General features: G+C 41.5%; 31 protein-coding genes and 1 pseudogene. 21 read left to right on the forward strand and 11 right to left on the reverse strand.

The features are described from left to right. Positions 1-135 precede the first annotated feature (135 nt). The gene (locus tag K1I43_RS13775) at positions 136-336 is read right to left on the reverse strand and encodes an alpha/beta-type small acid-soluble spore protein (protein WP_003395655.1); all 201 of its coding nucleotides are present in this window, start codon (positions 334-336) and stop codon (positions 136-138) included. A 225-nt stretch (positions 337-561) separates the two neighbouring features. On the opposite strand from K1I43_RS13775, the gene K1I43_RS13780 reads away from it, so the two are divergent. Beyond that, the gene (locus K1I43_RS13780) at positions 562-804 is read left to right on the forward strand and encodes a hypothetical protein (protein WP_019417067.1); all 243 of its coding nucleotides are present in this window, start codon (positions 562-564) and stop codon (positions 802-804) included. 29 nt (positions 805-833) lie between these two features. On the opposite strand, the gene K1I43_RS13785 is transcribed toward K1I43_RS13780, so the two are convergent. The 3 genes from K1I43_RS13785 to K1I43_RS13795 all read right to left on the reverse strand — a co-directional run bounded on the left by K1I43_RS13785 (position 834) and on the right by K1I43_RS13795 (position 3,157). Next, positions 834-1,946: an ABC transporter ATP-binding protein gene (locus K1I43_RS13785; protein WP_009362017.1), complete on the reverse strand. Its 1,113-nt coding sequence runs from the start codon at positions 1,944-1,946 to the stop codon at positions 834-836. 111 nt (positions 1,947-2,057) lie between these two features. Beyond that, positions 2,058-2,939, reverse strand: coding sequence for a PucR family transcriptional regulator (locus K1I43_RS13790; RefSeq protein WP_220382679.1), 882 nt, complete (start codon positions 2,937-2,939; stop codon positions 2,058-2,060). A 68-nt stretch (positions 2,940-3,007) separates the two neighbouring features. Further along, a complete protein-coding gene (locus K1I43_RS13795) occupies positions 3,008-3,157 on the reverse strand; it encodes a hypothetical protein (RefSeq protein ID WP_019417065.1) in 150 nt (49 codons plus the stop codon). Between the two features lie 94 nt (positions 3,158-3,251). Here K1I43_RS13795 and K1I43_RS13800 point away from each other — a divergent pair, with 94 nt between their 5' ends. The 5 genes from K1I43_RS13800 to K1I43_RS13820 all read left to right on the forward strand — a co-directional run bounded on the left by K1I43_RS13800 (position 3,252) and on the right by K1I43_RS13820 (position 7,606). After that, positions 3,252-3,548 (forward strand): hypothetical protein, encoded by a 297-nt coding sequence (locus K1I43_RS13800; protein ID WP_238148420.1) that lies wholly within the window; start codon positions 3,252-3,254, stop codon positions 3,546-3,548. Between the two features lie 40 nt (positions 3,549-3,588). Beyond that, positions 3,589-4,698 carry a DUF445 domain-containing protein gene (locus tag K1I43_RS13805; RefSeq protein ID WP_019417063.1) on the forward strand — a complete coding sequence of 370 codons (1,110 nt, stop codon included), beginning with the start codon at positions 3,589-3,591 and terminating at the stop codon, positions 4,696-4,698. Positions 4,699-4,760: 62 nt separating this feature from the next. Then, a complete protein-coding gene (locus tag K1I43_RS13810) occupies positions 4,761-5,105 on the forward strand; it encodes a YlbF/YmcA family competence regulator (protein ID WP_009362012.1) in 345 nt (114 codons plus the stop codon). 71 nt (positions 5,106-5,176) lie between these two features. After that, positions 5,177-6,037 carry a Cof-type HAD-IIB family hydrolase gene (locus K1I43_RS13815; protein ID WP_026011565.1) on the forward strand — a complete coding sequence of 287 codons (861 nt, stop codon included), beginning with the start codon at positions 5,177-5,179 and terminating at the stop codon, positions 6,035-6,037. 69 nt (positions 6,038-6,106) lie between these two features. After that, the gene (locus tag K1I43_RS13820; RefSeq protein ID WP_019417061.1) at positions 6,107-7,606 is read left to right on the forward strand and encodes a coproporphyrinogen III oxidase; all 1,500 of its coding nucleotides are present in this window, start codon (positions 6,107-6,109) and stop codon (positions 7,604-7,606) included. 19 nt (positions 7,607-7,625) lie between these two features. Here K1I43_RS13820 and K1I43_RS13825 read toward each other — a convergent pair whose 3' ends face one another. After that, positions 7,626-7,811, reverse strand: coding sequence for a YhzD family protein (locus K1I43_RS13825; protein WP_026011563.1), 186 nt, complete (start codon positions 7,809-7,811; stop codon positions 7,626-7,628). Positions 7,812-7,931: 120 nt separating this feature from the next. Between K1I43_RS13825 and K1I43_RS13830 the strand changes: the two genes are divergently transcribed. From K1I43_RS13830 to K1I43_RS13840, 3 genes are all read left to right on the forward strand, one after another. Further along, on the forward strand, positions 7,932-8,099 hold the full coding sequence (locus K1I43_RS13830) for a sporulation YhaL family protein (RefSeq protein WP_009362008.1): 168 nt from the start codon (positions 7,932-7,934) through the stop codon (positions 8,097-8,099). A gap of 103 nt (positions 8,100-8,202) precedes the next feature. Further along, positions 8,203-9,279: a 3-phosphoserine/phosphohydroxythreonine transaminase gene (serC, locus tag K1I43_RS13835; protein WP_019417060.1), complete on the forward strand. Its 1,077-nt coding sequence runs from the start codon at positions 8,203-8,205 to the stop codon at positions 9,277-9,279. A 98-nt stretch (positions 9,280-9,377) separates the two neighbouring features. After that, positions 9,378-9,899 (forward strand): tryptophan transporter, encoded by a 522-nt coding sequence (locus K1I43_RS13840; RefSeq protein ID WP_009362006.1) that lies wholly within the window; start codon positions 9,378-9,380, stop codon positions 9,897-9,899. A 46-nt stretch (positions 9,900-9,945) separates the two neighbouring features. Here K1I43_RS13840 and yhzF read toward each other — a convergent pair whose 3' ends face one another. After that, positions 9,946-10,131, reverse strand: a complete 186-nt coding sequence (yhzF, locus tag K1I43_RS13845) for a membrane protein YhzF (RefSeq protein WP_019417059.1) — start codon at positions 10,129-10,131, stop codon at positions 9,946-9,948. Positions 10,132-10,265: 134 nt separating this feature from the next. Here yhzF and K1I43_RS13850 point away from each other — a divergent pair, with 134 nt between their 5' ends. Then, positions 10,266-10,865 (forward strand): HTH-type transcriptional regulator Hpr, encoded by a 600-nt coding sequence (locus tag K1I43_RS13850; protein ID WP_009362004.1) that lies wholly within the window; start codon positions 10,266-10,268, stop codon positions 10,863-10,865. On the opposite strand, the gene K1I43_RS13855 is transcribed toward K1I43_RS13850, so the two are convergent. Then, positions 10,845-11,186 carry a YhaI family protein gene (locus K1I43_RS13855; RefSeq protein WP_019417057.1) on the reverse strand — a complete coding sequence of 114 codons (342 nt, stop codon included), beginning with the start codon at positions 11,184-11,186 and terminating at the stop codon, positions 10,845-10,847. The genes K1I43_RS13850 and K1I43_RS13855 overlap by 21 nt on opposite strands. Positions 11,187-11,325: 139 nt before the next feature. Between K1I43_RS13855 and K1I43_RS13860 the strand changes: the two genes are divergently transcribed. Then, positions 11,326-11,505 (forward strand): hypothetical protein, encoded by a 180-nt coding sequence (locus tag K1I43_RS13860; RefSeq protein WP_019417056.1) that lies wholly within the window; start codon positions 11,326-11,328, stop codon positions 11,503-11,505. A 35-nt stretch (positions 11,506-11,540) separates the two neighbouring features. On the opposite strand, the gene K1I43_RS13865 is transcribed toward K1I43_RS13860, so the two are convergent. Then, positions 11,541-11,633: a YjcZ family sporulation protein gene (locus K1I43_RS13865; protein ID WP_019417055.1), complete on the reverse strand. Its 93-nt coding sequence runs from the start codon at positions 11,631-11,633 to the stop codon at positions 11,541-11,543. Between the two features lie 165 nt (positions 11,634-11,798). Here K1I43_RS13865 and K1I43_RS13870 point away from each other — a divergent pair, with 165 nt between their 5' ends. Further along, complete coding sequence (locus K1I43_RS13870; RefSeq protein WP_026011562.1) at positions 11,799-12,632, forward strand: peptidylprolyl isomerase; 834 nt, start codon at positions 11,799-11,801, stop codon at positions 12,630-12,632. A 44-nt stretch (positions 12,633-12,676) separates the two neighbouring features. On the opposite strand, the gene K1I43_RS13875 is transcribed toward K1I43_RS13870, so the two are convergent. Continuing rightward, positions 12,677-13,096, reverse strand: coding sequence for an HIT family protein (locus K1I43_RS13875; RefSeq protein ID WP_009361999.1), 420 nt, complete (start codon positions 13,094-13,096; stop codon positions 12,677-12,679). A gap of 405 nt (positions 13,097-13,501) precedes the next feature. Between K1I43_RS13875 and K1I43_RS13880 the strand changes: the two genes are divergently transcribed. From K1I43_RS13880 to K1I43_RS13895, 4 genes and pseudogenes are all read left to right on the forward strand, one after another. Next, positions 13,502-14,245 carry an ABC transporter ATP-binding protein gene (locus K1I43_RS13880; RefSeq protein ID WP_009361998.1) on the forward strand — a complete coding sequence of 248 codons (744 nt, stop codon included), beginning with the start codon at positions 13,502-13,504 and terminating at the stop codon, positions 14,243-14,245. Further along, complete coding sequence (locus tag K1I43_RS13885) at positions 14,238-15,416, forward strand: ABC transporter permease (protein ID WP_220382680.1); 1,179 nt, start codon at positions 14,238-14,240, stop codon at positions 15,414-15,416. Before K1I43_RS13880 ends, K1I43_RS13885 begins: the two co-directional genes overlap by 8 nt. A gap of 349 nt (positions 15,417-15,765) precedes the next feature. Further along, a pseudogene (locus tag K1I43_RS13890) lies at positions 15,766-16,934 on the forward strand (IS701 family transposase). Positions 16,935-17,324: 390 nt separating this feature from the next. Beyond that, complete coding sequence (locus K1I43_RS13895; RefSeq protein ID WP_220382681.1) at positions 17,325-18,110, forward strand: copper amine oxidase N-terminal domain-containing protein; 786 nt, start codon at positions 17,325-17,327, stop codon at positions 18,108-18,110. Between the two features lie 61 nt (positions 18,111-18,171). Here the strand turns inward: K1I43_RS13895 and K1I43_RS13900 are convergent, their stop codons facing one another. Then, positions 18,172-19,350, reverse strand: a complete 1,179-nt coding sequence (locus K1I43_RS13900; protein ID WP_220382682.1) for a M20 family metallopeptidase — start codon at positions 19,348-19,350, stop codon at positions 18,172-18,174. Between the two features lie 96 nt (positions 19,351-19,446). On the opposite strand from K1I43_RS13900, the gene K1I43_RS13905 reads away from it, so the two are divergent. Continuing rightward, positions 19,447-19,815 (forward strand): rhodanese-like domain-containing protein, encoded by a 369-nt coding sequence (locus K1I43_RS13905; RefSeq protein WP_035064757.1) that lies wholly within the window; start codon positions 19,447-19,449, stop codon positions 19,813-19,815. A 14-nt stretch (positions 19,816-19,829) separates the two neighbouring features. On the opposite strand, the gene K1I43_RS13910 is transcribed toward K1I43_RS13905, so the two are convergent. Beyond that, the gene (locus K1I43_RS13910) at positions 19,830-20,336 is read right to left on the reverse strand and encodes an antibiotic biosynthesis monooxygenase family protein (RefSeq protein WP_009361994.1); all 507 of its coding nucleotides are present in this window, start codon (positions 20,334-20,336) and stop codon (positions 19,830-19,832) included. A 180-nt stretch (positions 20,337-20,516) separates the two neighbouring features. Between K1I43_RS13910 and hemE the strand changes: the two genes are divergently transcribed. From hemE to K1I43_RS13930, 4 genes are all read left to right on the forward strand, one after another. Continuing rightward, positions 20,517-21,566 carry a uroporphyrinogen decarboxylase gene (hemE, locus tag K1I43_RS13915; RefSeq protein WP_220382683.1) on the forward strand — a complete coding sequence of 350 codons (1,050 nt, stop codon included), beginning with the start codon at positions 20,517-20,519 and terminating at the stop codon, positions 21,564-21,566. A 7-nt stretch (positions 21,567-21,573) separates the two neighbouring features. After that, positions 21,574-22,521 carry a ferrochelatase gene (gene hemH, locus K1I43_RS13920; RefSeq protein WP_019417050.1) on the forward strand — a complete coding sequence of 316 codons (948 nt, stop codon included), beginning with the start codon at positions 21,574-21,576 and terminating at the stop codon, positions 22,519-22,521. Beyond that, positions 22,518-23,936, forward strand: a complete 1,419-nt coding sequence (hemY, locus tag K1I43_RS13925) for a protoporphyrinogen oxidase (RefSeq protein WP_019417049.1) — start codon at positions 22,518-22,520, stop codon at positions 23,934-23,936. Before hemH ends, hemY begins: the two co-directional genes overlap by 4 nt. A gap of 100 nt (positions 23,937-24,036) precedes the next feature. Then, a complete protein-coding gene (locus K1I43_RS13930) occupies positions 24,037-24,609 on the forward strand; it encodes a TetR/AcrR family transcriptional regulator (RefSeq protein ID WP_019417048.1) in 573 nt (190 codons plus the stop codon). Positions 24,610-24,619 lie beyond the last annotated feature (10 nt).

Genomic DNA, 24,619 nt, shown 5'->3' on the forward strand with positions numbered 1-24,619 from the left:
GCTCCTTTTTTGGTGTAGTTGTTTTTGGTGACTCAATTTTACCATAAAAAGGGCGATTCTTCTATTTTTGGGCAAAAAAGAAAGGGCTAGACCCAAAGCGCATTAGCGTTTTGGGTCAGCCCCTTTTCAGCCATGTTATTTAGTTGTGTAAGATCCGCCTAATTGTTGTTGCGCCATTGCAACAAGACGTTTTGTAATTTCGCCACCAACTGAACCGTTTGCGCGTGATGTTGCATCTGGTCCAAGGTTTACACCAAATTCTTGAGCGATTTCATATTTCATTTGATCGATTGCTTGTTGTGCACCGTATACTAGTAATTGATTTGTGTTTGCCATGTTCATTCATCTCCTCGTTACAATTTTTTATGGTTGGGTTAGCTGGATTTGCACCAGCAACGCGTGATGATTTTCACGCTGCCAAGCTTGGCTTAACCCATCGAATGTTGTTTGCTTGTTTGTACTACTATTTTGGGGAAAAAACATTTTATTATTCTTTTTTTTATGTGGTAATTTTTTGTGTAGTGGGAAAGATAATGGAAAATCACGAAGCGAGGGATGAATATGCACATTTGTCCGTTATGTAATGGTTTGCGGACAATCGTTTTTTATTGTGAGCAATGTGGAGGAAAATTAAAAGATGAAGGAAAATTAACGGATTATTTTGATGATTATAGTCCGTATATGGATGCAGATATGATGAAAATGGTTGATGGCTATGCACATACGAGAAAACAACATGTCTGCGTTCATTTGTTTCATTGTCATGATTGTGATGACGATGTTGTTCGTTTTATTGAAGAGTAAAAGCCCGCTCAAACGAACGGGCTCTGTTATTATTTTTCACTATTTGAACGAATACGTAATTCTGTGTTGACGTCGAAGAAATGTGCTTTATTCATATCTAACGCAAGATCGATCGTTTGACCTGCTTTGACGTCTGTGCGTGCATCGACACGCGCAACAAATTCTTGACCGTTAATTTGAGAATATACCATAATTTCTGCGCCGAGCAGTTCTGCCACTTCAACATGTGCGCGCACTTTTGTATTTTGTGACGCTTCTAGAAATACTGGCTCGTCATGGAAATCTTCTGGGCGAATGCCTAAAATGACTTCTTTTCCAACGTATCCTTGTTCACGAAGCACTTTCATTTTTCCTTCTGGAACTGCAATTTTGACATCGCCAATAACGAATACACCGTCTTGGAGTACGCCGCGCAAGAAGTTCATCGCTGGTGAGCCGATAAATCCGCCGACGAAAATATTTTCTGGTTTTTCATATACTTCTTTTGGTGTTCCAACTTGTTGGATGACGCCATCTTTCATAACGACAAGGCGCGTCGCCATCGTCATTGCTTCCGTTTGGTCGTGTGTGACGTAAATGGTCGTTGTTCCTAAACGTTGATGAAGTTTTGCGATTTCTGCACGCATTTGTACACGCAATTTGGCATCTAAGTTTGAAAGCGGCTCGTCCATTAAAAACACTTTCGCATCGCGCACAATGGCACGTCCTAATGCTACGCGCTGACGCTGACCGCCTGATAATGCTTTCGGTTTACGATCTAAATATTGTTCGAGACCGAGAATGCGTGCAGCTTCCCGAACGCGACGGTCGATTTCATCTTTCGGGAACTTACGCAATTTCAATCCGAATGCCATGTTATCGTATACGCTCATATGCGGATAAAGGGCATAGTTTTGGAACACCATCGCAATGTCACGATCTTTTGGCGCAACATCATTCATTCGCTTTCCATCAATGTAAAAATCACCTTTTGAAATTTCTTCAAGACCTGCGATCATGCGGAGCGTTGTCGATTTTCCGCAACCGGATGGACCGACGAATACGATAAATTCTTTATCTTGAATGTGTAAGTTAAAGTCTTTTACAGCGGTGACGTTATTGTCATAAATTTTATACACGTGTTCTAAACGAAGCTCAGCCATGTATATGCCTCCTCATGTAATCGATTTCATTTGATTTAAGCATATATAAAAATAAACGAACGGTAAATGGACATCGTGCACAAAAAAAGAAAATGTTTTCGGGCAATGTGCCTAGTGCTGTTCATAAAGTAAAATGGCCAAATACACGGTTAGTGCTCCTTTAAACTGCTTTATATCAATCCCTGTTTTTTCGATCAGTTTATCAATGCGGTATTGTAAGCTGTTGCGGTGCATATGAAGCTTTTTTGCTGCAAGAGAAACGTTTAAATTGCATTCAAAAAACGTCTTCATCGTTTTAACTATATCGGGATCTTGCTTAATCGGTTGTAAAAACGTCATCGCATACGTGATGTCCTCATTGTTGATCAGCAAAAGAGGAAAGACGTCTTCGATGCAGTAGACGCGTTGTTCGGGCTTATGCGTTATGGCAACTTGAAAATATCGTTTTTCGGCAAGGAACATGTGCGCAAGTTCGACAGTATGTGGACACTTTTGCCCAATATATGCCCGCAATTGAATGTAAAAATCGCTACATAACGTATCGATCAGCTCAGACAAAGTAGAAGCAACACTTTCTTCTTGTTGTTCAATGACGATAAAGCATTGTTCTGTTTCGGAAATGATCGTCACGTCATAAGGAAAAAGCGATTGAATCGCTTCCATAAAATCGTGTGCGTCCACCGTCCCTTTTTGTATGTAAAAGTAAATGAAGCGCGTATATGTCGAGGAAGGTAACTGTTCAAATGTTTGTTTGTCGTTTTGAATTAAAAAACGATACCATGCTCGTTCGTGTTCGGTCATCCAAGGAGGCATAAGTTTACGAGGTGCAAACAACGTCGCTAAAAGTTCCCGTTCTTTTACGGTAAGCGCTTCTTTTTTTATGCCAAAAAGCTCACCTTGTTCTGTGACAAACCATTCATATTCATGCTGCTCGCTCACATGTGCATGTTCAACAAGCGCTTCTTGATAATATGCTCGTAATTTTTTTAACATATATGCCCATTCCTTTCGTCTCCCATCACGATCATTATACAAAAAGCGGCGAGAAAATGCTCGCCGCTTTATTTCACTTCATGTGGCGGTTGTTCCTTTTGAACATCGCGCGCCTCTTCAATATTTGTTGCTTGATAGCACGAATATACGTATCCTCCTGCCATGCCTTCGTTAATCATTCGATCAATATCCCATTCATAATTATCGCGTTCTTTCATGATCTATGCCCCCTTATTCGTTATTTTGTATATGCGAAAGAAAAGTATGCATTGTTCATTTGTTGTCCACATATATTCATGACGAGAGGTGAAAATGATGACTGTTCAGTTTTTACACGCATTAACGAATTACTATTTAGATAAAGAGGAAGAAGCACTCGTTCGTTATTTATATGTGTTGCATATGGGAAAAGAATGGGAAAGAAATCAAAAAGAAACAAAAGATGAATGGCGCGAGCAGTTTGAGAAAATGAATATATATAAAGAAGCGTGGCTTGCGTCTGAACGTGCGACAGAACGAGAACTGTTTCGCATCTTGTTATGTAAAAGTTTGAAACAGTTGCACAAACAGTTATCACACGTTTGCACTCATAACGGACAAGCCCTATAATGAATGGTTAGAAAAGCTTATTGGCAGAAGGGAGATCATTATGGGGCTTTTTCTTTATTTATTGTTTATGATCGCTGTTGGCGCATTGATCGGAGGGGTCACAAATTCACTGGCGATTAAAATGCTTTTTCGTCCGTATCGCCCAATATATATTGCGGGAAAAAGGCTTCCATTTACACCGGGATTGATTCCGAAGCGGAGAGAAGAATTAGCGGAACAACTTGGGCGCATGGTCGTTGAACATTTATTAACAGCTGACGGACTGCGACGGAAACTAAACGACGAAACGTTTGTTCATGATATGACAAGCTATGTACAGGAAGAAGTAGAACGTTGGCTACAATCGGATCGAACGGTTGCCGATTGGCTTGAGCGATTCGGTGTTAAACATCCTGAGCAAATCGCTGAAATGTGGATTGAAAAAAAATATAAAACGATGATGTCACAATATAGAGACCAGCCGCTTTATCATGTCATTCCAAGTGAGCTACTTCAAAAAATTGATCGCGCCATTCCTTCGATCGCCGAGCGGTTATTGTTTCGCCTGCGCACGTATGTAGAGAGCGAACAAGGAGAGCGGCAAATTGAACAGATGATTAATGAATTTTTACAAAGCCGCGGCATGTTTGGCAATATGATTCAAATGTTTCTCGGCAATGTCAGCTTAGCGGACAAAATTCGCCCGGAAATCGTGAAATTTTTACAAAGCGATGGTGCAAAGCAGTTGCTCGTGCAACTATTTACAAACGAATGGGAAAAAGTGAAAGCAATACATGTGCACGATGTGGAGCAAATGATCGGTGATGAAAAAATGGTGCTATGGATAAAGAGACTGACAGCAGCCGTTGTGCAAGAACCGCTTCAGCAGCCGCTCGGTCCGCTTGTCGCTTCTCATGTGCGCGCTTCATTGCCGACATTCGTTCGTTTTCTTTTACAGTTCGCTTCTCAACGCATTGAACAATGGATGAAGCGACTTCATTTGCAAGACATCGTTCGGGAAGAAGTGGCATCTTTTTCTGTTGAGCGGCTAGAGGAAATGATTTTAACGATTTCGCGCCGCGAGTTTAAAATGATTACATATTTAGGGGCTTTGCTAGGTGGAGTGATCGGACTAATTCAAGGTTGTATAACGTTTTTCATTCAATTGTAGACATACAGCGACCGCTTCGCTCATATCGTAAATAGAAAGGGAAAAAGAGAGGAGCGTGTCGCATGGACGTCCTTCAAGCGATTGACGAACTTTCAACAGTTATTCGTATGAGTGAACCGTTTGCGGAACTTCGCCGCGCTTATGAACAAGTGCAACGTGACCAAACGGCGCACCAATTATTTACGAAATTTCGTACGTTGCAAAAACAGCTCCAACAAAAACAAATGAGCGGATTCCCGGTCAGCGATGCAGATGTCGAATTGTTGCAACAACATTTACACGTTATTGAAATGAATGAAAATATCGCACGGCTTATTCAGGCAGAAGAACGTTTAAACGAATTGTTTGCTCAAGCGATGGCTGCGATGATTCAGCCAATTGAGCAGCTATATGACGGACACTCATGAAAATGGGTGTTCTTTTTTTTATACCCTTGTCATACGTATGAATGAAGCCACGACATCGAGGGGGGACGATCATGTATAAATTGCTTGCGCTCAATATTGACGGTACGTTATTAAAATCAAACGGAAAATTAGAGAAAAAAACGAAAGAAGCGATCGATTTTGTGAAGAAAAAAGACGTATATATTACGTTGCTGACGTCAAGAAACTTTTTGTCAGCTAAAAAAGTGGCGAAAGCGTTGAAATTAGATTCATATTTAGTGACATTTCAAGGGGCGCTTGTGGCGAAGTCATTAGAAGAAAAGTTATATGAGTCGGTTATTCCAGCACAAAAAACGTTTGATGTTGTGCACGTGCTTGAACATTTCAACTGCAACGTTCGTTTGCTTCACGAACGGTATTCAATCGGAAATCGAAAAAAAGTAAAAAACAATATGATTGCGAAAACGATTTTAGGGGATCCGTTTTTTTACCCAGCGCAGTTTGTTGACTCATTAAGTGATGTGTTGCGCGATGACCCGATTGATGTCATGAAAATCGATGTTTTTTATTCGAATGAAGACGAACGTGATGAAATTGTTGAAACGATGGAGCGTGCGTTTCCAGAGCTCTCCCTCACTATTAGTGATGGGAAAATTGAATTGTTGCCAAAAAACGTTTCAAAACTAAATGGGCTTATTCGTCTCGGAAACGAACTTGGAATTTCGTTACAAGAAATGGTTGTGATCGGCGATCATATGGATGATATGCCGGCCATTGAAGCGGCTGGTCTTGGCGTTGCGACGGGGAATGCGGCAAATGAAGTAAAAGCGATTGCCGATTGGGTGACGCGTTCAAACGACCAGCTCGGTGTTGCTTATATGATTAAAGAACATTTTCGAAAACAACATCGCCCACAATTTTTACGGCAAATTCGCACGACAGAGAAAAAATAATTTCCGTTTCTTGACGAGCTTTTCGCTTCTTCTGTACACTTAAATGAGTTTAATACTTTGAAGCGAAAGGTGATTTCATTGCGTATTGACATTTGCGGACTTGAGCCGGTTGATCGTTTTCAACGTTCTTTAGAGGTTATTACCGGTCTATTTTTTGAAGAGCAAACGCTCTCTTTCGCACGAACAGAAGAAGCGAATGTGCGTGTAACTATCGATGTACAACAAGGAGAACAGCTCATCGTTGTTGGTACGTTGCGAGATGAACATGGTCGCACGTATGCGGCTCATTACGAACGGTTTTGGAAAACAGAAGAAGAAAAAGGACGCATGAAGCAAGTAAAACATGCGGTTTCGTATATATATTTATCTCTATTACAGCAATACACAGGCGTTGTGCAACAGTGGGGGATTTTAACAGGCGTTCGTCCGGTAAAGTTACTTCATCAAAAATTACGTTCCGGTTTCACAAAAGAAGAAGCGCATCGCACATTGCGCGAAGATTATTTAGTGACGGACGAGAAAATTGAGCTTATGCAACAAATTGTCGATCGTCAGTTGACGGTTGTGCCAGATTTGTACGATTTATCGAAAGAAGTGAGCATTTATATTGGCATTCCGTTTTGTCCGACGAAATGTGCGTATTGTACGTTTCCAGCCTATGCGATTCAAGGAAAACAAGGGTCTGTCGATTCGTTTTTATTCGGATTGCATTACGAAATGGAACAAATTGGACGGTTTCTGAAAGAGCGCAACATTCCGATTACGACGATTTATTACGGTGGTGGCACACCGACAAGCATTACAGCGGAGGAGATGGATGCGCTATATGCGCATATGTATCGCGTTTTTCCAAACGTCGAGCGCGTGCGTGAAATTACAGTTGAAGCAGGAAGACCAGATACGATTACAACAGAGAAGCTAGCGGTGTTGAAAAAATGGAACATTGACCGCATTAGCATTAACCCGCAATCATATATTCAAGAAACGTTGCGAGCGATCGGCCGTCATCATACGGTTGAAGAGACGATTGAAAAATTTCATCTTGCGCGCGAAGCAGGTATGAACAATATTAATATGGATTTAATTATCGGATTGCCGGGTGAAGGGATTGAGCAATTCTGTTATACGCTCGAACAAACAGAAAAGTTGATGCCGGAGTCGTTGACGGTGCATACGTTGTCGTTTAAACGCGCTTCAGAGATGACGAAAAATAAAGAAAAGTATAAAGTGGCGGATCGGGACGAAATTAGTGAAATGATGAAGCGCGCGGAACGATGGACGAAGGAAAAAGGATATGTGCCGTATTATTTATACCGTCAAAAAAACATCCTCGGCAATTTAGAAAATGTCGGTTATGCATTGCCAGGTCAAGAAAGCATTTATAATATTATGATTATGGAAGAACAACAGTCGATCATCGGATTAGGATGTGGGGCATCAAGCAAGTTTGTGCACCCAGAAACAAAAGCGATTACGCATTTTGCTAATCCGAAAGAACCGAAAGTGTATAACGAACATTATGAACATTACACAAATGAAAAATTAAAAATGATGGAACAATTATTTTAGCCCCGACATGATCGGGGCTTTATCGATGAAATAAAATGAGTTTACCGCTTGATGTCGTGCAACGATGCGTTTTATGTTCTAACTGTTTCTCTTTTAATTTTTGCTCGCCGATTCGTTTTGCTTCGTCATCGTTTGCGGCAGTAAATGTTTCATCAAGCAATTTTTCTCCCGTCTTTTCAAAAACGGTTAACGTATATGTTTTCAATTTCCCCACCCCTTTCTTTTCATGTATTCGCTTCATCATCATCATTTCCTTCTTTTATACTTCTATTTTTCCGGTTGTGCGCATATGTGTAAAGTAAGACAAGCTTAAAGGAGGATATGTATGGTTATTACATTGCTTCTTGTTGGGATTATGATTAGCGGATATATGGCCATTCGTACGGCAAAAGAAGAACGAAAAATAGATGAGAAGTTGTTAGAAAAAGAAGGAGAAGTGTATATGGAGCGCATTCGTCAAGCGCGCCAGCAGCGACAAAAGGCCTTGGAATAACGAGGTCTTTTTTCTTTTTTAAAAATTCACAAAAATTTTTCTTCATTTTTTTGCGTTTCATGTTAGGATATATATTATTACATGACATGAGGGGGAGAAAAGCGTGAAGCGAGCGTACAATTTTAATGCAGGACCGTCAGCTTTGCCGCTAGCTGTGTTAGAGCGAGCGCAAAAAGAATTGCTCAACTTTCGACAAACAGGCATGTCAGTCATGGAACTGAGCCATCGAAGCAAAGAATATGATGCGGTGCATGAGCGCGCAGAAACGTTGTTGCGCAAGCTGATGAACATTCCTGATACGCATGATGTGCTTTTTTTACAAGGAGGAGCAAGTTTACAGTTTTCTATGGTGCCGATGAATTTATTGAAAGAAGGGGAAGTCGGCAACTATGTGTTAACGGACTCATGGTCGGATAAAGCGATGAAAGAGGCAAAAAAAGTAGGAGCAACGCACGTAGCAGCTTCGTCGAAGGAGGAACAATATACGTACATTCCGACGAATATTGAGCTGTCCGAGCGTCCAGCGTATTTGCACATTACGTCGAACAATACGATTGTAGGAACACAATGGCGTGAATTTCCGAACGTGTCTGTTGATTTAATTGCTGATATGTCGAGCGATATTTTAAGCCGCGATATAGATGTGAGCCGTTTTGCGCTCATTTATGCAGGAGCGCAAAAAAATTTAGGACCTTCAGGCGTGACGGTAGTCATTATTCGGAAAGATTTGTTGGCGAAAGGGGACGACCGTTTGCCGACGATGTTAAACTATCGGACGTATAGCGAAAGCCGTTCGTTATATAACACGCCACCGACGTTTGCGATTTATATGTTATCGCTCGTGCTCGAATGGGTAGAGGAACAAGGTGGCGTGCAAGCGATCGAAAAGAAAAATGCGGAAAAAGCCGCGATATTATACCGTTGTATTGATGAAAGTGAAGGATTTTACAAAGGGCATGCAAAAAAAGAAAGCCGTTCGCATATGAATGTAACGTTTACGTTGCCGAATGAGGAGCTCACAAAGAAGTTTTTAGTGGAAGCAAAAGAAAAAGGGTTGATTGGATTAGCAGGTCATCGCTCTGTTGGGGGATGTCGCGCATCTATTTATAATGCGGTTGACATCGAAGCATGTGAAGCGTTAGTGAAATTTATGGAAACGTTCCGAAAAAATATTTTTTGAAAATTTTTGTTTTACGTCGACACTTTAAAGTGCTATAATATTATTAAACTTGTTCACAAGCTGAGAAGAGAAAAGAATGAGATGAGGAGAGATGAGAAATGAATACGAGAACGTTAGTATTATTATCGCTTTTTGTTGGGATCGGTGCGGTGTTGCACGCAGTCATTCCGGGATTTTTCTTTGGGATGAAGCCAGATATGATGTTGACGATGATGTTTTTAGGTATGATGCTCTTCCCGAACAAAACAGCCGTTAGTTTATTAGCGATTGCAACAGGGATCATTTCTGGGGTGACGACAAGCTTCCCTGGGGGATTTATCCCGAACGTCGTTGATAAAATTGTGACGGCTACACTCTGTTTTGGATTGTTAATGCTGTTTAAGACGAAAGTGACGCCAGTAAAAGCGGCATTGCTTACTGCGATTGGCACGTTTATTTCTGGTGCGACGTTTTTGGCCGTTGCTTTAGCGGTTGTCGGTTTGCCAGGAGGAGCAACGTTTGGCGGATTGTTCGTTGCTGTCGTCATTCCAACAGCGTTTGTCAATACGATTGCGATGGTCGTCATTTATCCGATCGTACAATCGCTGATGAGGCGAACATATACCGTTCCGCAACAATAATAAAAAGAACCCGATCGTTTATGGTCGGGTTTTCCTTATATCGTTGTTACTGCTGCATGCGTAAAAGTAAAAAGGTAATGGCGATAAAAAAGAGAGCAAGGCTTCCAAATACACTCATGCGTTGCTTTAACACTTTTTTCGGGGGATACATGCGCGCTTTGTTCAACATAGAAAACGTGGCAATCGTCAAATACAAAAAGATGAGCCCAAGCGTCGCCGTCGCAATGACCATGTTTGTTCCTCCTAGTTCGAAAATTCTATATTTCAATTTATTAAAAAATTCTAATATTTAATACTTTATTATTTATTATTTTACTGGCATAATAAAAGATAAAAAGAAAGAAATACGAAAAAGTGGGTGGAGAGATGAAAAGCACGGAACGACATTATTCTGTTAAAGAGGCGATGTTATTTAGTCAAAGGGTGGCCCAATTAAGTAAAGCGTTGTGGAAATCAATCGAAAAAGATTGGCAACAATGGATTAAACCATTTGACTTAAACATTAACGAGCATCATATTTTATGGATTGCATACCATTTAAAAGGAGCATCGATTTCTGAAATCGCAAAGTTTGGTGTCATGCACGTATCGACGGCATTTAACTTTTCGAAAAAATTAGAGGAGCGCGGGCTATTGTCGTTTTCGAAAAAAGAAGACGATAAGCGAAATACGTACATTGAGTTGACGGACAAAGGGGAAGAGATTTTATTAAAATTAATGGAGTCGTATGATCCGAAACGGACGTCTGTTCTTCAAGGAATTCAGCCGCTGTACGAATTGTATGGTAAATTTCCAGAAATGTTAGAAATGATGTGTATGATTCGAAATGTGTACGGCGACGATTTTATGGAAATTTTTGAACGTTCCTTTCAAAACATCGACCAAGAGTTTGTTGAAGAAAATGGAAAGTTAAAAAAGAAAGATGAGCAAAAAGAAGAAGTAGCTTCATTCGTTGAGCGTATGTAATAAACGTTGAAACTCTGTCATAAGTGGAACGAATAATTGTTGTTTTTTTAACGCGTCGATCGTCTCAGCAAGTGGAAGGTTCGGATGAAGCGCACCCGCAAATTCATGAAAAAGCGAGGTGAAAATGACGAATCCTTCCTCTTTTTGTTGTTTATATTGTTCACTTAATTGTTCGCAAAGGCGCAACGTATGTTCAACTTCTTCTTTTGTTAAGCCATACCGAATGACGAGCGCATAAAATGGCTTCGTTTCTGGTACGATCATGTCCAACATGAGCGAACAATAATATTCAAGTTTTTCAATGCGTCGTTCGATGTTCATCTTTCGAAACTCCTTTTGTGTGCTTATGTGTATTATATTTTACAGGAATTGTTGCATAAATGAAATGTCCATTATTGATTTATCAAAAAAATCGTTGTAAAGTAGGGGAGTAAATACATAAAACTAGGAGGGGAATGTTTTGGCGCTTTATTTTATACCCCTTGCGACAATTATACTTTTCATGGTCAATCAGCTCACGAATTCACTTTGTATTCAAAAAGAAATTCCAGAAGAAAAACAGCCGAAAGTGTTTCGCACAATTAACGTCCTTATTACGATTTTACTTATTTCTTCCTACATCGAAGTATTATTTGCGTAAAAAAGCTGACAGTGTCCCTGTCAGCTTTCGTTCGTTTAGTATAACCAAGCTGCACCAACGATAATTAATAAAATAAACAACACAACGATTAACGCAAATCCGTTTGCATATCCTGCTCCTGCACCCATAGACGACACCTCCTTTCGTATATGAAGGCGTTGCGACGCTTTGACAATGTATTGTATGTCAATACAGGTGAAATGGTATGGGCGCATACGTGCTTTATTTTAGCTTTCGGAAAAAATATGGTATAGTATGTTTTGTGTACATTTATAGATAGGAGTTGTGAGGAAATGAAAAAATGGACAGTTGCAATGTCGGCAGCGGCAATGCTTGCGCTTTCGGCTTGTAATAACGGATCAGACGTTGTCGTCGAAACGAAGGCAGGCAACATTACAAAAGACGAGCTATATAACGAAATGAAAGAGCGTTTCGGGAAAGATGTGTTGCGCGATCTTGTACATGAGAAAGTGTTAAGCAAAAAATTTAAAGTAACAGATAAAGAAATCGATAAGGAAATCGAAAATTTAAAAGAGATGTATGGCGTTCAATATGATTTAGCGGTGCAACAAAACGGAGAAGAAGCGATTCGCAACATGGTAAAACTTGATTTGTTGCGACAAAAAGCTGCGATGGAAGATATAAAAGTGTCCGATGAAGAATTGAAAAAATATTATAATGAATATAAGCCGAAAGTGAAAGCGAGCCACATTTTAGTGGACGATGAAAAAACAGCAAAAGAAATTAAAGCGAAATTAGAAAAAGGCGAGGATTTTGCGAAATTAGCAAAAGAATATTCGAAAGATACCGGTTCTGCTCAAAATGGCGGCGATTTAGGTTGGTTTGGACCTGGAAAAATGGTTGAAGAATTTGAAAAAGCAGCTTATGCGTTAAAAGTCGGTGAAGTAAGCGACCCAGTGAAAACGCAATTTGGCTACCATATCATTAAAGTGACAGATAAAGAAGAGAAAAAGTCGTTTGATGAAATGAAAGAAGAAATGGAATACGAAGTGAAAAAGAGCAAACTCGATGCATCGAAAGTGCAATCGAAACTTGATAAGCTTATGAAAGAAGCGAATGTCGACATTAAAGACAAATCGTTAAAAGACGCATTAAAAAACGAATAAAACGTTTGGAACGAAAGAAGGTGCCCACGAAGGACACCTTCTTTTTATAAACCTTGTTTTATTTGCGAAGCGATATGTTGTAACTCATCAAACGTGTAGTCACTTTGATGTGATTTCCACACAGCCCCGAATCCATCCCCTTTACCGTATCGCGGAATAATATGCATATGATAATGGAAAACGGTTTGTCCCGCAATTTCTCCGTTGTTGCTTAAAATATTGATGCCTTCTGGGGAAAACTGTTCACGAATCGCATTGGCGATTGTCGGAACGACCTCAAATACACGTTGGGCGATGTCTGAAGTTAATTCATAAATATTTTCTTTATGTACTTTCGGGACGACGAGCGTATGTCCTTTCGTCACTTGGCTAATGTCTAAAAAGGCGATGACATGCTCGTTTTCAAATACTTTTGCGGCAGGAATGTCTCCGTTTATAATTTTACAAAAAATACAGTCGCTCATCATAACGCCACCTTTCTTTCCATTTTGTCTTTATTTTACCACACGATTGTCGTTTCGAAAACGGAAAGAGCAGGATGCGCCTCGCATCCTGCCCATTGAAGAGGGAGCTTCATGATTACGTGTCTTTTGGGAACACCTCATTTACGAGTAGAGTCCGTTACGCGTTTGTGAGTACGACGTTGTTCAAGATGACCATCCCCTTTTTAAGGGAGTGCTTTCGTTGTTACAGGCTAGCTTATGTGCGGCCCGTAGACACCTCATTTCATCGTGTTCTTGAACTTGCTTTGTTGCTCACTGCGACTTGCTACTTGTTTGTCCCTCTTCGCTACTTATCATAACCCGTTTTTCTTTTCGTTATTCATTTGTTAAAATAAAAAATAATGATATGAAGAAAGGAAAGCGACGATGGCGCTATTACAAGTTCAACACATATTCGGGGGCTATACGAAACAAAACATTTTAGATGACGTATCGTTTACTGTACAAAAAGGGGAAGTCGTTGCGTTAATCGGGTTAAATGGGGCAGGCAAAAGCACGACGATTAAACATATTATCGGCTTCATGCAACCACGTAAAGGGACGATTACGATCAACGACATAACGTTTCAAGACGACCCAGAACAATATCGGGCGCAATTTACATACATTCCCGAAATGCCTGCTTTATACGAAGAATTAACGTTAGAAGAACATTTACGCCTCACTGCTATGGCTTATGGCGTATCGGATGAAGCGTATGAACAGCGCGTGTCAACATTGTTGAAGGCGTTTCGGCTTGAGAAAAAATTGAATGCGTTCCCTGCGTTTTTTTCAAAAGGGATGAAACAAAAAGTGATGATTATGTGCGCTTTTTTAGTAGACGTCCCGCTTTATATCATTGATGAACCGTTTGTTGGATTAGATCCGCTCGCCATTCAAGCGTTGCTTCAGCTTATTGAGGAGAGAAAAAAAGAAGGGGCAGGCATTCTTATGTCAACGCACATTTTAGCGACAGCAGAGCGGTATTGTGATTCGTTTGTCATTTTACATAACGGACAAATAAAAGCAATCGGATCATTGCCGATGCTTCAAGAACAGCTACATATGCCTCATGCGACGTTAGATGATATATACATCGAATTAACAAAGGAAGAGACGAACGATGATTGATGGAAAACAGTTATGGAAACAGCGAATGGCCACTCATATGGCGGAAGTGAGACGATACGGTCGATATATGTTTAATGATCATTTATTGCTCGTCTTATTTATTAGTATCGGGGCGGGTGCGGTATTTTATAAGCGGGCAGTCGATGAACTGACGTCGTTTCCTTACGCGATCGTTGCGGCGCTTCTGCTCGCTTTTGCGGTGACGCAAGGCGGGGTGCGGACGTTCGTCAAAGAGGCGGATGCGGTGTTTCTTCTTCCGGTGGAAAGACGGCTTCGCCCTTATTTTTGGCGCGCAGTGGGATATAGTTTTTTTCTTCACTTGTTCGTTTCGCTCGTTGTCTTCGTCGTTCTTTTGCCTCTTCATGTGAAGTTTTCCGTTCAGCCATTTTCAGTTGTCGCGATGGCGATTGTGTTATTAACGGGGTGGAATACATTCGTTCAATGGCAAGAGGAGGCACGAATCGGGCGAGATCGCTTTCACACATTCGTTCGCTTTTTTGTGAACGTGACGTTATTTTATTTTTTATTATTGAAACAATATGTATGGATGCTTGTCCCTTTATTGTTCATGGTCATCATCGCGCGACATGTGAACTTAAAAGGGAGAAAAAACGGAGTGCAATGGGAACAGCTGCTTGCAGATGAGCGAAAGCGAATGCAAGCATTTTATCGGCTCGCACATGCGTTTGTCGATGTTCCATACATCAAACATACAGTCAAAAAACGAACGTGGCTTCGTTTCTTTTTCCGTTTACTCGATCGTTCACATATGCGACCGTATACGTATTTGTACGTACGCACCTTTTTCCGCGCAGGCGACTATTTCGGTTTGTTCGTTCGCTTAACAGCGATCGGTAGCATCTTTATTTTTACGTTGCCTCGCGGTGTAGAGTGGTTTGCTCTTTTGTGTGCTTATGCCACAGCGCTTCAACTGCTTTCGATTCGTTCGTATCACCGAGGTCATTCCCTGTTGTTTCTTTATCCGTTGTCGCCTCATGAGGCGCGTCGGTCGTTTATGCGCGTACTACTTGTTATTGGGATGAGCCAGGCGCTTATTTTTGCGATGGTTGCATATATCGCTCACAGCGTTTTTGTTATGCTATGGACGTTTTTAGTATTGGGAGTGTTTTATGTAATATTTTTATTTGGATACATTCGAAGTAGAAATTAAAAGAAAAAAGTCGTGGACGATCTTTTGAAGGAAATCAGAATGGGAAGTCTGTTTTGGTAAAGGAGAAGAAAGGAACAGTGAGAGATTATCGAGGGATTATAGAAAGAATGTTGAGTGGACTACATTTTTTGAGAAATTTAACAAGCTGATTACGGTTTTTTACGACTCTCCACCAAAAGTTGTGCTTAATGTTTTTCGAGTATAGCATATTTATTTTTTTAGAAGAAACTGTAGATGAGCAAAAACACTAGCATAAATTTACATCCAAACAAAAAAGAAGACATGAACCCGATTCCTTGGTTAGAATAGATGTGTCACCAAACCATTCACACAAGGAGGTCCATGTCTCATGAATAGATTAGCACATCATCAAGGAATCCACAAGTTTTTCACGATGTTGGGGTTGGCACTTTATTTTTCAAAACCTGTCATGAAGCATCTCGTTCATATCGTGGATGCGATGATCACGAAAGGCTTTTCTGGAACGTTGACCGATCCTCATCATTGGAGCTTTCACCCCAATCATCGAACGACACTCAGCCATTTTTTCACGAAAAGCCCTTAGGAGGAAGAAACGCTGCTTCGCAAACTCCAGCAATGGATGCTTCATTGTGTCGAACGCATCGCCAAACAGGAGAACCAACCCCTTTTTGTTTCGATCGATGATACGATTTGCCAAAAACCAAGCCTTCGTCACGGGCAACACACGCGATTCAGGGATGTGATTGGCACGATTCTCACTCAGAGAAAAAATCGATTTGGGAACATTCTCTTGTTTGGCTCATGGTTCATACTGCAGCCCAAGCGTTTCCCTTTGCCTTTCGTCTCTACGACAAGACGGCGGGGAAAAGCAAAGGGGAACTCGCGATCGAGATGCTTTCTTCGTTGGATGTACGCCGTCCCGTTTATGTGCTGATGGATTCTTGGTATCCATCGAAAGCGCTCGTGGAAGCTTGTCTGAAAAAAGGATTCCACGTCATCGCGATGCTCAAGACGAACCGAATTCTCTATCCGAACGGCGTCGCCGTCCAAGCGAAGCAGTTGGCTCGCTCCATCGAACTAGACGACACTCACCTCGTCACGGTGGGAGAAGAGCGCTATCGCGTCTATCGTTACGAAGGAGCGCTCAACGGTCTCGATCATGCGGTGGTGCTAGCCAATCAGCCGATGACATCGGAACATCTTCACTGCGTCTTGAGCACCGACCGGGAGCTAAGCGATGAAGATATCTTGCGTTACTATGCTAAGCGTTGGTCGATCGAATGCTTTTTTCGACAAGCGAAAGACCAGCTGAAGCTCGATGGGTACCGTGTTCGTCAGGTTCGAGCGGTGAAACGGTACTGGATTTTGGTGCAGCTTGCTTACGTGTACAGCCTATTCGAGTCGAACAGCGATTTTTCTGATGGGCTCGATCTCCTGCGCAAGAGAAAAGGACATAGCCTCGTGGAGTTCATTTATTGTGCAGCAAAACAAAATATTCCTATTGATACCGTCAAAAAACAGCTCCATGTGGCATAAGGGATACCCTGTTTGTCTCTTTTTATATGGTAATTATTGTTATGAAAATTACTCAACTACAGTCAATTACTCAAATATACTTGTTTCTGAAGTTTCATTTAATAGCCTTTCAAGCTTGTCAGTGAAAAGAGTTACTTCGATAGCAAAAAACAACTTCGATGGTGCGAATATAAACGGTAAATCCCAAAATCAAAAATGGGAAAATCTCATTGTTTCTAAGCATGATTCAGATTATTACTATCCATGGAGTGACTACGCTGAGTATAAATATTGGGATGGTTCGAAGTGGTATGGTACGATAGATTGCTTGCCGAGTTACATTAAACGGAATCTCGGATATGTATCCATATACAAGTAGTGTATAATAAAAGATGAGGGGGAGTTTGGAAGATGAAGAAAGTAGTCGTCATCTTATGCTTGTTTGTGCTTTTGTTAAGTGATAGCGAAGCATATGCTGCAAAAGAAAAAGATATTCCGATTTTGTTAAAACTAAATGATTACTATATTTTGTATACAGATCCTCACGCACCATTCATAGACAAAAATGGTCGCTTGCTTATCCCATTGAAATCAGTGCGCGATTTAATGGGTGGAACGATTGAATATAATAAAAAAAATAAAACAGCTTATGTTCAGTTGTTAAATCACCATTATACTTTTACCGTTGGATCAAAAACTGCTATCGTAGATGAAAAAGTAGTAGAAATGGATACAGCGCCAGTACTAATCAGAAATAGTATGTTTTTTCCTATTAAGTTTTTATTAGAAAAGACAGATGTGAAGCTAAAATGGAATGAATTATTAGGCATATTAGAAATCTATGATGAGCGGGTAACAAGCGGAGAAATATTCACGTTTTTTAAAGATCAAGATTATGCGGAAGTGAAAGATTTTCATGCTTTTCATTTAATTTCGTACTCAATAGAGAAAGTGAAAAATGGAGAAACAAGGATTCGCATAAAAGCGAAAAATATTACAGGACATAATGTTCCAGTTGGAAAGGCAGATATTCATCCGATCTTTTCGAAAGGTGATATTTTTTCAACAGATTCTTACACACGACCTATGCAAAAACCATTAAAAATGGTAAAGAAAGATGAGATAATCACATATACTCACATATTTGATATGAAGAACATTGACTATATTATCTCTGTTGCGCGTGAGTTAAAGTAAAAATTTTTGTATGAATAGATGGTGATCAAATTTGAAAAGCTTGGCGTTGACATGGCCAAGCTTATTTCTTTTTCATGTATTCGATCACCACTAATCCAAGCGTTTTTGCTGCAATAAGCATCGCTCGTTCATCGAAATCAAATTTCGGATGATGGTGCGAATAGGCGATCGTTGTTGTTTCCGCTTTTGCGCCTGTAAAGAAAAACGTTCCTTTTACATGTTGTAAATAGTAAGCGAAATCTTCTCCGCCCATATGTGGCTGAATTTCAACGACATTGGTTACGTCTTCTATTTCACGAGCGGTAGCGACGAGAAATTTCGTTTCGTCTTCATGGTTTACAACGGGTGGATAGCCGCGCATATACGTGTATTCGTACGTACAACCGTTGGCGATGCAAGTCCCTTTGACAATCTGTTCAATTTCTCTTTCGATGTCATTGCGCACTTGTTCAGAAAATGTGCGCACTGTCCCGACTAATGTCGCGCGGTCAGCAATCACGTTAAATGCGTTGTCGGAAACGAAAGAGCCGATCGAAACAACAGCAGGTTGAAGCGGATCGACGCGTCGGCTGACGATTTGCTGCAAATGCAGGACAAGCTGTGATGCAGTAACGATCGCATCTTTCGTTTTGTGAGGTTCTGCGCCGTGACCGCCAGAGCCTTGAATAACAATTTGAAACCGGTCTGCAGCTGCCATGATCGGCCCTGTACGATATTGAATGACACCTGTTGGCTCTGTTGCCCATAAATGTGTGCCAAAAATGGCGTCTACTCCTTCTAAACAACCGTCTTCAATCATCGCTTTTGCTCCGCCTGGTGCGTATTCTTCTGCGTGTTGATGAATGCACACGATCGTGCCGCTCCAATGCTCGCGCAATTCATAAAGCGCCTTAGCAAGCACAAGCAACGTGGCCGTATGTCCATCATGTCCACATGCGTGCATGACACCCGGAACGGTCGATTTGTAAGGGACATCTTTTTCATCTTGAATAGGGAGAGCATCGAAGTCCGCCCGAAGTGCTACTGTTTTTCCGCCTTGTTGGCCGTGGATGGTGGCGACTACTCCATTTCCTCCGACATTTGTTCGAACAGGAATGCCGAGTTGTTTATAATAATTGGCAATATACGCGGCTGTTTTATACTCTTGAAACGATAGCTCAGGATGTTGATGGAAATGGCGACGAATCGCCACCATGTCGTCATAATATTCGTGAAGTTTATGAAATAACAACGTTTTCATACGCACGATCCTTTCTGTTTTTTTCCATTATACCATCGTTGACAAACGTTCGAAAACAATGTAATATACCCATATACGTATTTAGGAGGAGCATATATGGGTACATGGATTAATGTCGTTCTCATCATTTTGCTTATTTATTTTGTTGCGGCAAAAATGTTGCCGACAAAAGGTGTGGAGCATATTACACCAGATGAGTTAAAAGAAAAATTAAAACAAACGAAAGACCGCCAATTTATTGATGTACGCACACCTGCGGAATATCGTGCGCGCAACATTCGTCAATTTAAAAATATCCCGCTTCATCAGTTGGCTGATCAACTACATGAGCTCGATCGCGAGAAAGAAACGATTGTTATTTGCCAAAGCGGCATGCGCAGCAATCAAGCAGCGAAAATATTAGTGAAAAATGGTTTTAAGCGCGTCGTCAATGTGCGTGGCGGCATGAACGCTTGGAACGACTAAAGGCTGACGAGATGTCAGCCTTCTTTTACGACTGTATATGTTGTCACATAGGATGGACGCGGGAAAATGGAGCGTTGTTGATCAATTCCTTCTTCTGTGCCACGTTTTTGATGCGCTTTTTCATACGCTTTTGATTGTTGCCAACGGCGAAAGGCACTTTCGTTTTCCCACATCGTCATAATGACGTATGTATCGCTTTTTAACGGACGTAAGACGCGAATGGCGATAAATCCTGGTTCTTGTTCAATTAAGCGCGCCCGCTGTTGAAACCGATGTTCAAATAGCGGTCTTCCTTCATCGGTGACAGGAATGTTATTACACACCACAAACGTCCCTCCGAATGATCCGACAGCATCAAGTACTTCATACGGACGCGGCTCATGAAAGACGCTTTTTCCTTCCGTCTCATGAATGAGCATTCCGTTTTCTCCATCGCATACGAGCAACATTTGCTCGCTCGGATATTGATTGCGCAATCGTTGTAAATAATCGATCGTACCATTTGTTATAAATACGTACACGAACATCCTCTCCTTTCATCCACTACTCGTATTTTATCACTTTCTTTTCTTCTTGGCGATTTCATGAACGTTGCGTATTATTACTACCCAGACGGTGAAAAAATCGATATAGTTGTGTTAGTGGAAACAAATAAGTTATTTCGCTACACTATAATATAAGCGATTACATAATGTGAAAGGATGGACATGATGATTAAAAACGATACATTTTTACGCGCTTGTCGCGGAGAAGCGACGGAATACGTTCCAGTTTGGTACATGAGACAAGCAGGACGTTCACAACCAGAATATCGGGCTTTAAAGGAGAAGTATTCCCTTTTTGAAATTACTCATCAACCAGAGCTATGTGCGTACGTGACACGTTTGCCTGTCGAACAATATAACGTCGATGCGGCGATTCTTTACAAAGATATTATGTCACCGCTTCCAGCCATTGGGGTTGACGTTGATATTAAAGCGGGAATTGGACCGGTCATTGCGAATCCAATTCGCTCTCTTGCCGATGTCGAACGCCTCGGTGAAATCGACCCAGAAAGTGATGTACCGTACGTGCTTGAAACGATTCGAATATTAACGAAAGAGCAACTGACTGTGCCGTTGATCGGTTTTGCCGGTGCGCCGTTTACATTAGCGAGCTACATGATTGAAGGTGGGCCGTCGAAAAACTATAATAAAACGAAAGCGTTTATGTATGCAGAACCGAAAGCATGGTTTGCACTGATGGATAAACTAGCGGATATGACGATTCGTTACGTCAAAGCGCAAATTCGTGCAGGAGCAAGCGCGATTCAAATTTTCGATTCATGGGTCGGAGCGGTGAACGTTGCCGATTATCGTCAATTTATTAAACCGACGATGGAGCGTATTTTTACAGCACTTCGCGACGAAAATGTGCCGCTTATTATGTTCGGTGTCGGTGCAAGTCATTTAGCGAAAGAATGGCATGACTTGCCGCTTGACGTCGTCGGTTTAGATTGGCGTTTACCAATTCGTGAAGCGAAAGACATGGGACTAACGAAAGCGCTCCAAGGCAACTTAGATCCAGCCGTGTTGCTTGCGCCATGGGAAGTGATTGAAGCGCGCGTGAAACAAATTTTAGATGAAGGAATGGCACATGAAGGTGGGTACGTATTTAACTTAGGGCATGGCATTTTCCCACAAATTCAGCCGAAGACGTTAAAACGGCTTACGGCGTTTATCCATGAATATTCAGCAAAAAGAAAAGGATGAATGAACGATGTCAAAAAAAGTCATGGGACTGCTTGTCATGGCGTATGGTACGCCATACAAAGAGGAGGATTTAGAGCGATATTATACGCATATTCGGCACGGTCGCAAACCGTCGGAAGAAATGTTGGCTGATCTTCGTGAGCGATATGAAGCGATCGGGGGGATTTCTCCGCTTGCGGCCATTACGAAGGAACAGGCGGAAAAGCTTGCTGAACGGCTAAATGAAGTGCAAGATGACGTTGAATTTCGCGTATACTTAGGGTTGAAGCATATTGAACCGTTCGTTGAAGATGCCGTTCGGCAAATGCATGAAGACGGTGTGACAGAAGCGGTTTCGATCGTATTAGCCCCACATTTTTCAACATTTAGCGTCAAATCGTACAACGGGCGAGCGAAAGAAGAAGCGGCTCGTTTAGGTGGACCGACATTGACGTGTGTGGAAAGTTGGTATACTGAGCCAAAATTTATTCAATATTGGGCAGATCGAGTAAAAGAAACGTATGCAACGATGTCTGAGCAAGAACGAAACAAAGCTGTATTAATTGTGTCAGCGCATAGCTTGCCTGAAAAAATTATTGCTATGGGAGATCCGTATCCGAAACAGCTACAAGAAACAGCAGATTTGATTGCGAAAGAAGCAGGTGTTTCCGAGTATGTGATCGGATGGCAAAGTGCAGGGAATACGCCAGAGCCGTGGTTAGGCCCTGATGTGCAAGATTTAACACGACAATTATACGAAGAAAAGAAATACGAGGCGTTTGTATATGTTCCAGCGGGGTTTGTCGCAGATCATTTAGAAGTATTATACGATAACGACATTGAATGTAAGCAAGTAACGGACGAATTAGGGGTAAGTTACTATCGTCCACCGATGCCAAATGCGCATCCACAGTTTATTGACGCCCTTGCAACCGTTGTTTTAAACCATTTACGTAAAGAAGGCGAGTCATTATGAAAAAGAAAGTCGTCATTATTGGCGGTGGAATGACGGGATTGACAGCTGCGTATTACTTGCAAAAAGAAGCGCGAGAAAATCAGCTGCCGATTTCGTGTGAATTAATTGAAGCGAGCCATCGACTTGGAGGAAAAGTGCAAACGGTGTATCGCGACGGGTTTGTTATTGAACGCGGTCCAGACTCTTTTTTAGCACGAAAAATGAGCGCTTCACGTCTTATTCACGAAGTCGGGCTTGAAAAAGAACTTGTGCATAACACGGCCGGTCAATCGTACATTTTAGTGAATCGAACGCTACATCCGATTCCGGGCGGAGCGGTGATGGGGATCCCGACAAAGCTTGCCCCGTTTGTCGTGACGCGTCTTTTTTCTCCGTTTGGCAAGCTTCGTGCCGCTGCTGACTTTGTTTTGCCGCCGTTGAAAACAGAAGGAGATGTATCGCTCGGTCAGTTTTTCCGTCGCCGTCTCGGCAATGAAGTTGTCGATCGGTTAATCGAGCCTTTACTATCGGGCATTTATGCGGGGGATATCGATCAGTTAAGCTTAATGGCGACATTCCCTCAATATTTCCATTTAGAGCAAAAGCACGGAAGTCTTGTGCTAGGGATGAAACGATCGATGCCAAAGCAAAAAACGAAACAAAAAAGCGACAAAGGCATTTTCCAAACGTTAAAAACAGGGTTGTCATCGCTCGTTGATGCCATAGAGCAAAAGCTCGAAAAAGGAACCGTGCATAAAGGGGTACGTGTTGAGCTCATTGAAAAGATAGATGACCGATATGTGTTAACGTTAAGCAACGGAGAGAAAAAAGAAGCGGATAGCGTCATCGTTGCGGTTCCACATCAATCGTTAACATCGCTTTTTCCGAACGAACCGATGTTTTCTTCTTTTGAAACGATGCCATCTACATCTGTCGCAACGGTCGCATTAGCCTTTCCGAAAGAGGCGGTAGCAAAAGATATGAACGGAACAGGATTTGTCGTTTCACGAGATAGCGACTATACGATTACGGCATGTACGTGGACGCATAAAAAATGGCCGCATACGACACCAGAAGGCTACGTGTTGTTGCGTTGCTATGTCGGGCGCCCTGGAGATGAAGCGATCGTTGAACAAACAGATGATGATATTGTCCAAGTGGTGATGGACGATTTAAATAAAGTGATGAACATAACGATGAAACCGATGTTTTCGATCGTGACGCGTTGGAAACAATCGATGCCGCAATATACTGTCGGTCATCGCGAGCGAATCGAGCGCGTCAAACAAAATATGCAACAACATCTTCCGGGCATCTTTTTAGCGGGAAGTTCATATGAAGGTCTCGGACTTCCGGATTGTATTGATCAAGGGGAAGAAGCGGTAAAAAAAGTGTTGCACTATTTATGTTACACGAAGGAAAAGGTGTCTTCTTAAAATAAGGCACCTTTTTTGTTGCAACTGTATGTTGTTTATGTTACGATATAAAACGAAATGACCAAAATGTTCATTTAGTCAAAACAAAGGATGAACGCCTATGTCGGAAAAAAGAAAACAAATTATTGAAGCGGCAGCGAAGTCGTTTTCGCTTTTTGGATATAAAGCGACGACGATGGACCAAGTAGCGAAAATGGCGAACGTTGGAAAAGGAACGATTTATACGTTTTTTAAAAGCAAAGAAGAGCTGCTTGAAGAGATCGTTTCTTCCATCATTTCTGAAATTAAGTGTGAGGCGGATGCAGCGATTGATCCACGCTTATCGTTTAACGAAAACGTACAACGTGCTTTGCAGCGTATTTTTACGTTTCGCAAAGAGCACGAACTGACGATAAAGCTTTTACAAGAAGTTCGTGATATTGGCACGCCAGCTGTGCGAGACGTCATGAAGCGACTTGATCGTGAAATGATCGCTTACATTCGCGAAAAAATTGAAGAGGCGATGGCAAAAGGGGAAATTTGTTCGTACGATGTGGAATTAACGGCGTTTTTAATGTTTAAAATGTATATCGCTTTAAACGTCGAATGGGAAAAAGAGCACGAGCCATTGTCCCGACAAAAAATTGCCGAGCTGTTTGATTTATATTTGTTAAAAGGATTATCTCCGAGATGATCCTTCTCTT

Origin of the sequence: Anoxybacillus sp. ST70, from assembly GCF_019553625.1 — a bacterium.
Classification (GTDB): Bacteria; Bacillota; Bacilli; order Bacillales; family Anoxybacillaceae; genus Anoxybacillus; species Anoxybacillus gonensis.

What these genes read in the sequence shown, in the direction of transcription:
- K1I43_RS13930 (WP_019417048.1), top strand. Translation starts at nt 24,037, where the DNA reads ATGTCGGAAAAAAGAAAACAAATTATTGAAGCGGCAGCGAAGTCGTTT.
- K1I43_RS13880 (WP_009361998.1), top strand. Translation starts at nt 13,502, where the DNA reads ATGGCGCTATTACAAGTTCAACACATATTCGGGGGCTATACGAAACAA.
- K1I43_RS13840 (WP_009362006.1), top strand. Translation starts at nt 9,378, where the DNA reads ATGAATACGAGAACGTTAGTATTATTATCGCTTTTTGTTGGGATCGGT.
- K1I43_RS13905 (WP_035064757.1), top strand. Translation starts at nt 19,447, where the DNA reads ATGGGTACATGGATTAATGTCGTTCTCATCATTTTGCTTATTTATTTT.
- K1I43_RS13795 (WP_019417065.1), bottom strand. Translation starts at nt 3,157, where the DNA reads ATGAAAGAACGCGATAATTATGAATGGGATATTGATCGAATGATTAAC.
- K1I43_RS13775 (WP_003395655.1), bottom strand. Translation starts at nt 336, where the DNA reads ATGGCAAACACAAATCAATTACTAGTATACGGTGCACAACAAGCAATC.
- K1I43_RS13900 (WP_220382682.1), bottom strand. Translation starts at nt 19,350, where the DNA reads ATGAAAACGTTGTTATTTCATAAACTTCACGAATATTATGACGACATG.
- K1I43_RS13780 (WP_019417067.1), top strand. Translation starts at nt 562, where the DNA reads ATGCACATTTGTCCGTTATGTAATGGTTTGCGGACAATCGTTTTTTAT.
- K1I43_RS13850 (WP_009362004.1), top strand. Translation starts at nt 10,266, where the DNA reads ATGAAAAGCACGGAACGACATTATTCTGTTAAAGAGGCGATGTTATTT.
- K1I43_RS13865 (WP_019417055.1), bottom strand. Translation starts at nt 11,633, where the DNA reads ATGGGTGCAGGAGCAGGATATGCAAACGGATTTGCGTTAATCGTTGTG.
- K1I43_RS13790 (WP_220382679.1), bottom strand. Translation starts at nt 2,939, where the DNA reads ATGTTAAAAAAATTACGAGCATATTATCAAGAAGCGCTTGTTGAACAT.
- hemE (WP_220382683.1), top strand. Translation starts at nt 20,517, where the DNA reads ATGGACATGATGATTAAAAACGATACATTTTTACGCGCTTGTCGCGGA.
- yhzF (WP_019417059.1), bottom strand. Translation starts at nt 10,131, where the DNA reads ATGGTCATTGCGACGGCGACGCTTGGGCTCATCTTTTTGTATTTGACG.
- hemY (WP_019417049.1), top strand. Translation starts at nt 22,518, where the DNA reads ATGAAAAAGAAAGTCGTCATTATTGGCGGTGGAATGACGGGATTGACA.
- K1I43_RS13895 (WP_220382681.1), top strand. Translation starts at nt 17,325, where the DNA reads ATGAAGAAAGTAGTCGTCATCTTATGCTTGTTTGTGCTTTTGTTAAGT.
- K1I43_RS13830 (WP_009362008.1), top strand. Translation starts at nt 7,932, where the DNA reads ATGGTTATTACATTGCTTCTTGTTGGGATTATGATTAGCGGATATATG.
- K1I43_RS13870 (WP_026011562.1), top strand. Translation starts at nt 11,799, where the DNA reads ATGAAAAAATGGACAGTTGCAATGTCGGCAGCGGCAATGCTTGCGCTT.
- K1I43_RS13800 (WP_238148420.1), top strand. Translation starts at nt 3,252, where the DNA reads ATGATGACTGTTCAGTTTTTACACGCATTAACGAATTACTATTTAGAT.
- K1I43_RS13885 (WP_220382680.1), top strand. Translation starts at nt 14,238, where the DNA reads ATGATTGATGGAAAACAGTTATGGAAACAGCGAATGGCCACTCATATG.
- K1I43_RS13810 (WP_009362012.1), top strand. Translation starts at nt 4,761, where the DNA reads ATGGACGTCCTTCAAGCGATTGACGAACTTTCAACAGTTATTCGTATG.
- K1I43_RS13785 (WP_009362017.1), bottom strand. Translation starts at nt 1,946, where the DNA reads ATGGCTGAGCTTCGTTTAGAACACGTGTATAAAATTTATGACAATAAC.
- K1I43_RS13805 (WP_019417063.1), top strand. Translation starts at nt 3,589, where the DNA reads ATGGGGCTTTTTCTTTATTTATTGTTTATGATCGCTGTTGGCGCATTG.
- K1I43_RS13815 (WP_026011565.1), top strand. Translation starts at nt 5,177, where the DNA reads ATGTATAAATTGCTTGCGCTCAATATTGACGGTACGTTATTAAAATCA.
- K1I43_RS13855 (WP_019417057.1), bottom strand. Translation starts at nt 11,186, where the DNA reads ATGAACATCGAACGACGCATTGAAAAACTTGAATATTATTGTTCGCTC.
- hemH (WP_019417050.1), top strand. Translation starts at nt 21,574, where the DNA reads ATGTCAAAAAAAGTCATGGGACTGCTTGTCATGGCGTATGGTACGCCA.
- K1I43_RS13875 (WP_009361999.1), bottom strand. Translation starts at nt 13,096, where the DNA reads ATGAGCGACTGTATTTTTTGTAAAATTATAAACGGAGACATTCCTGCC.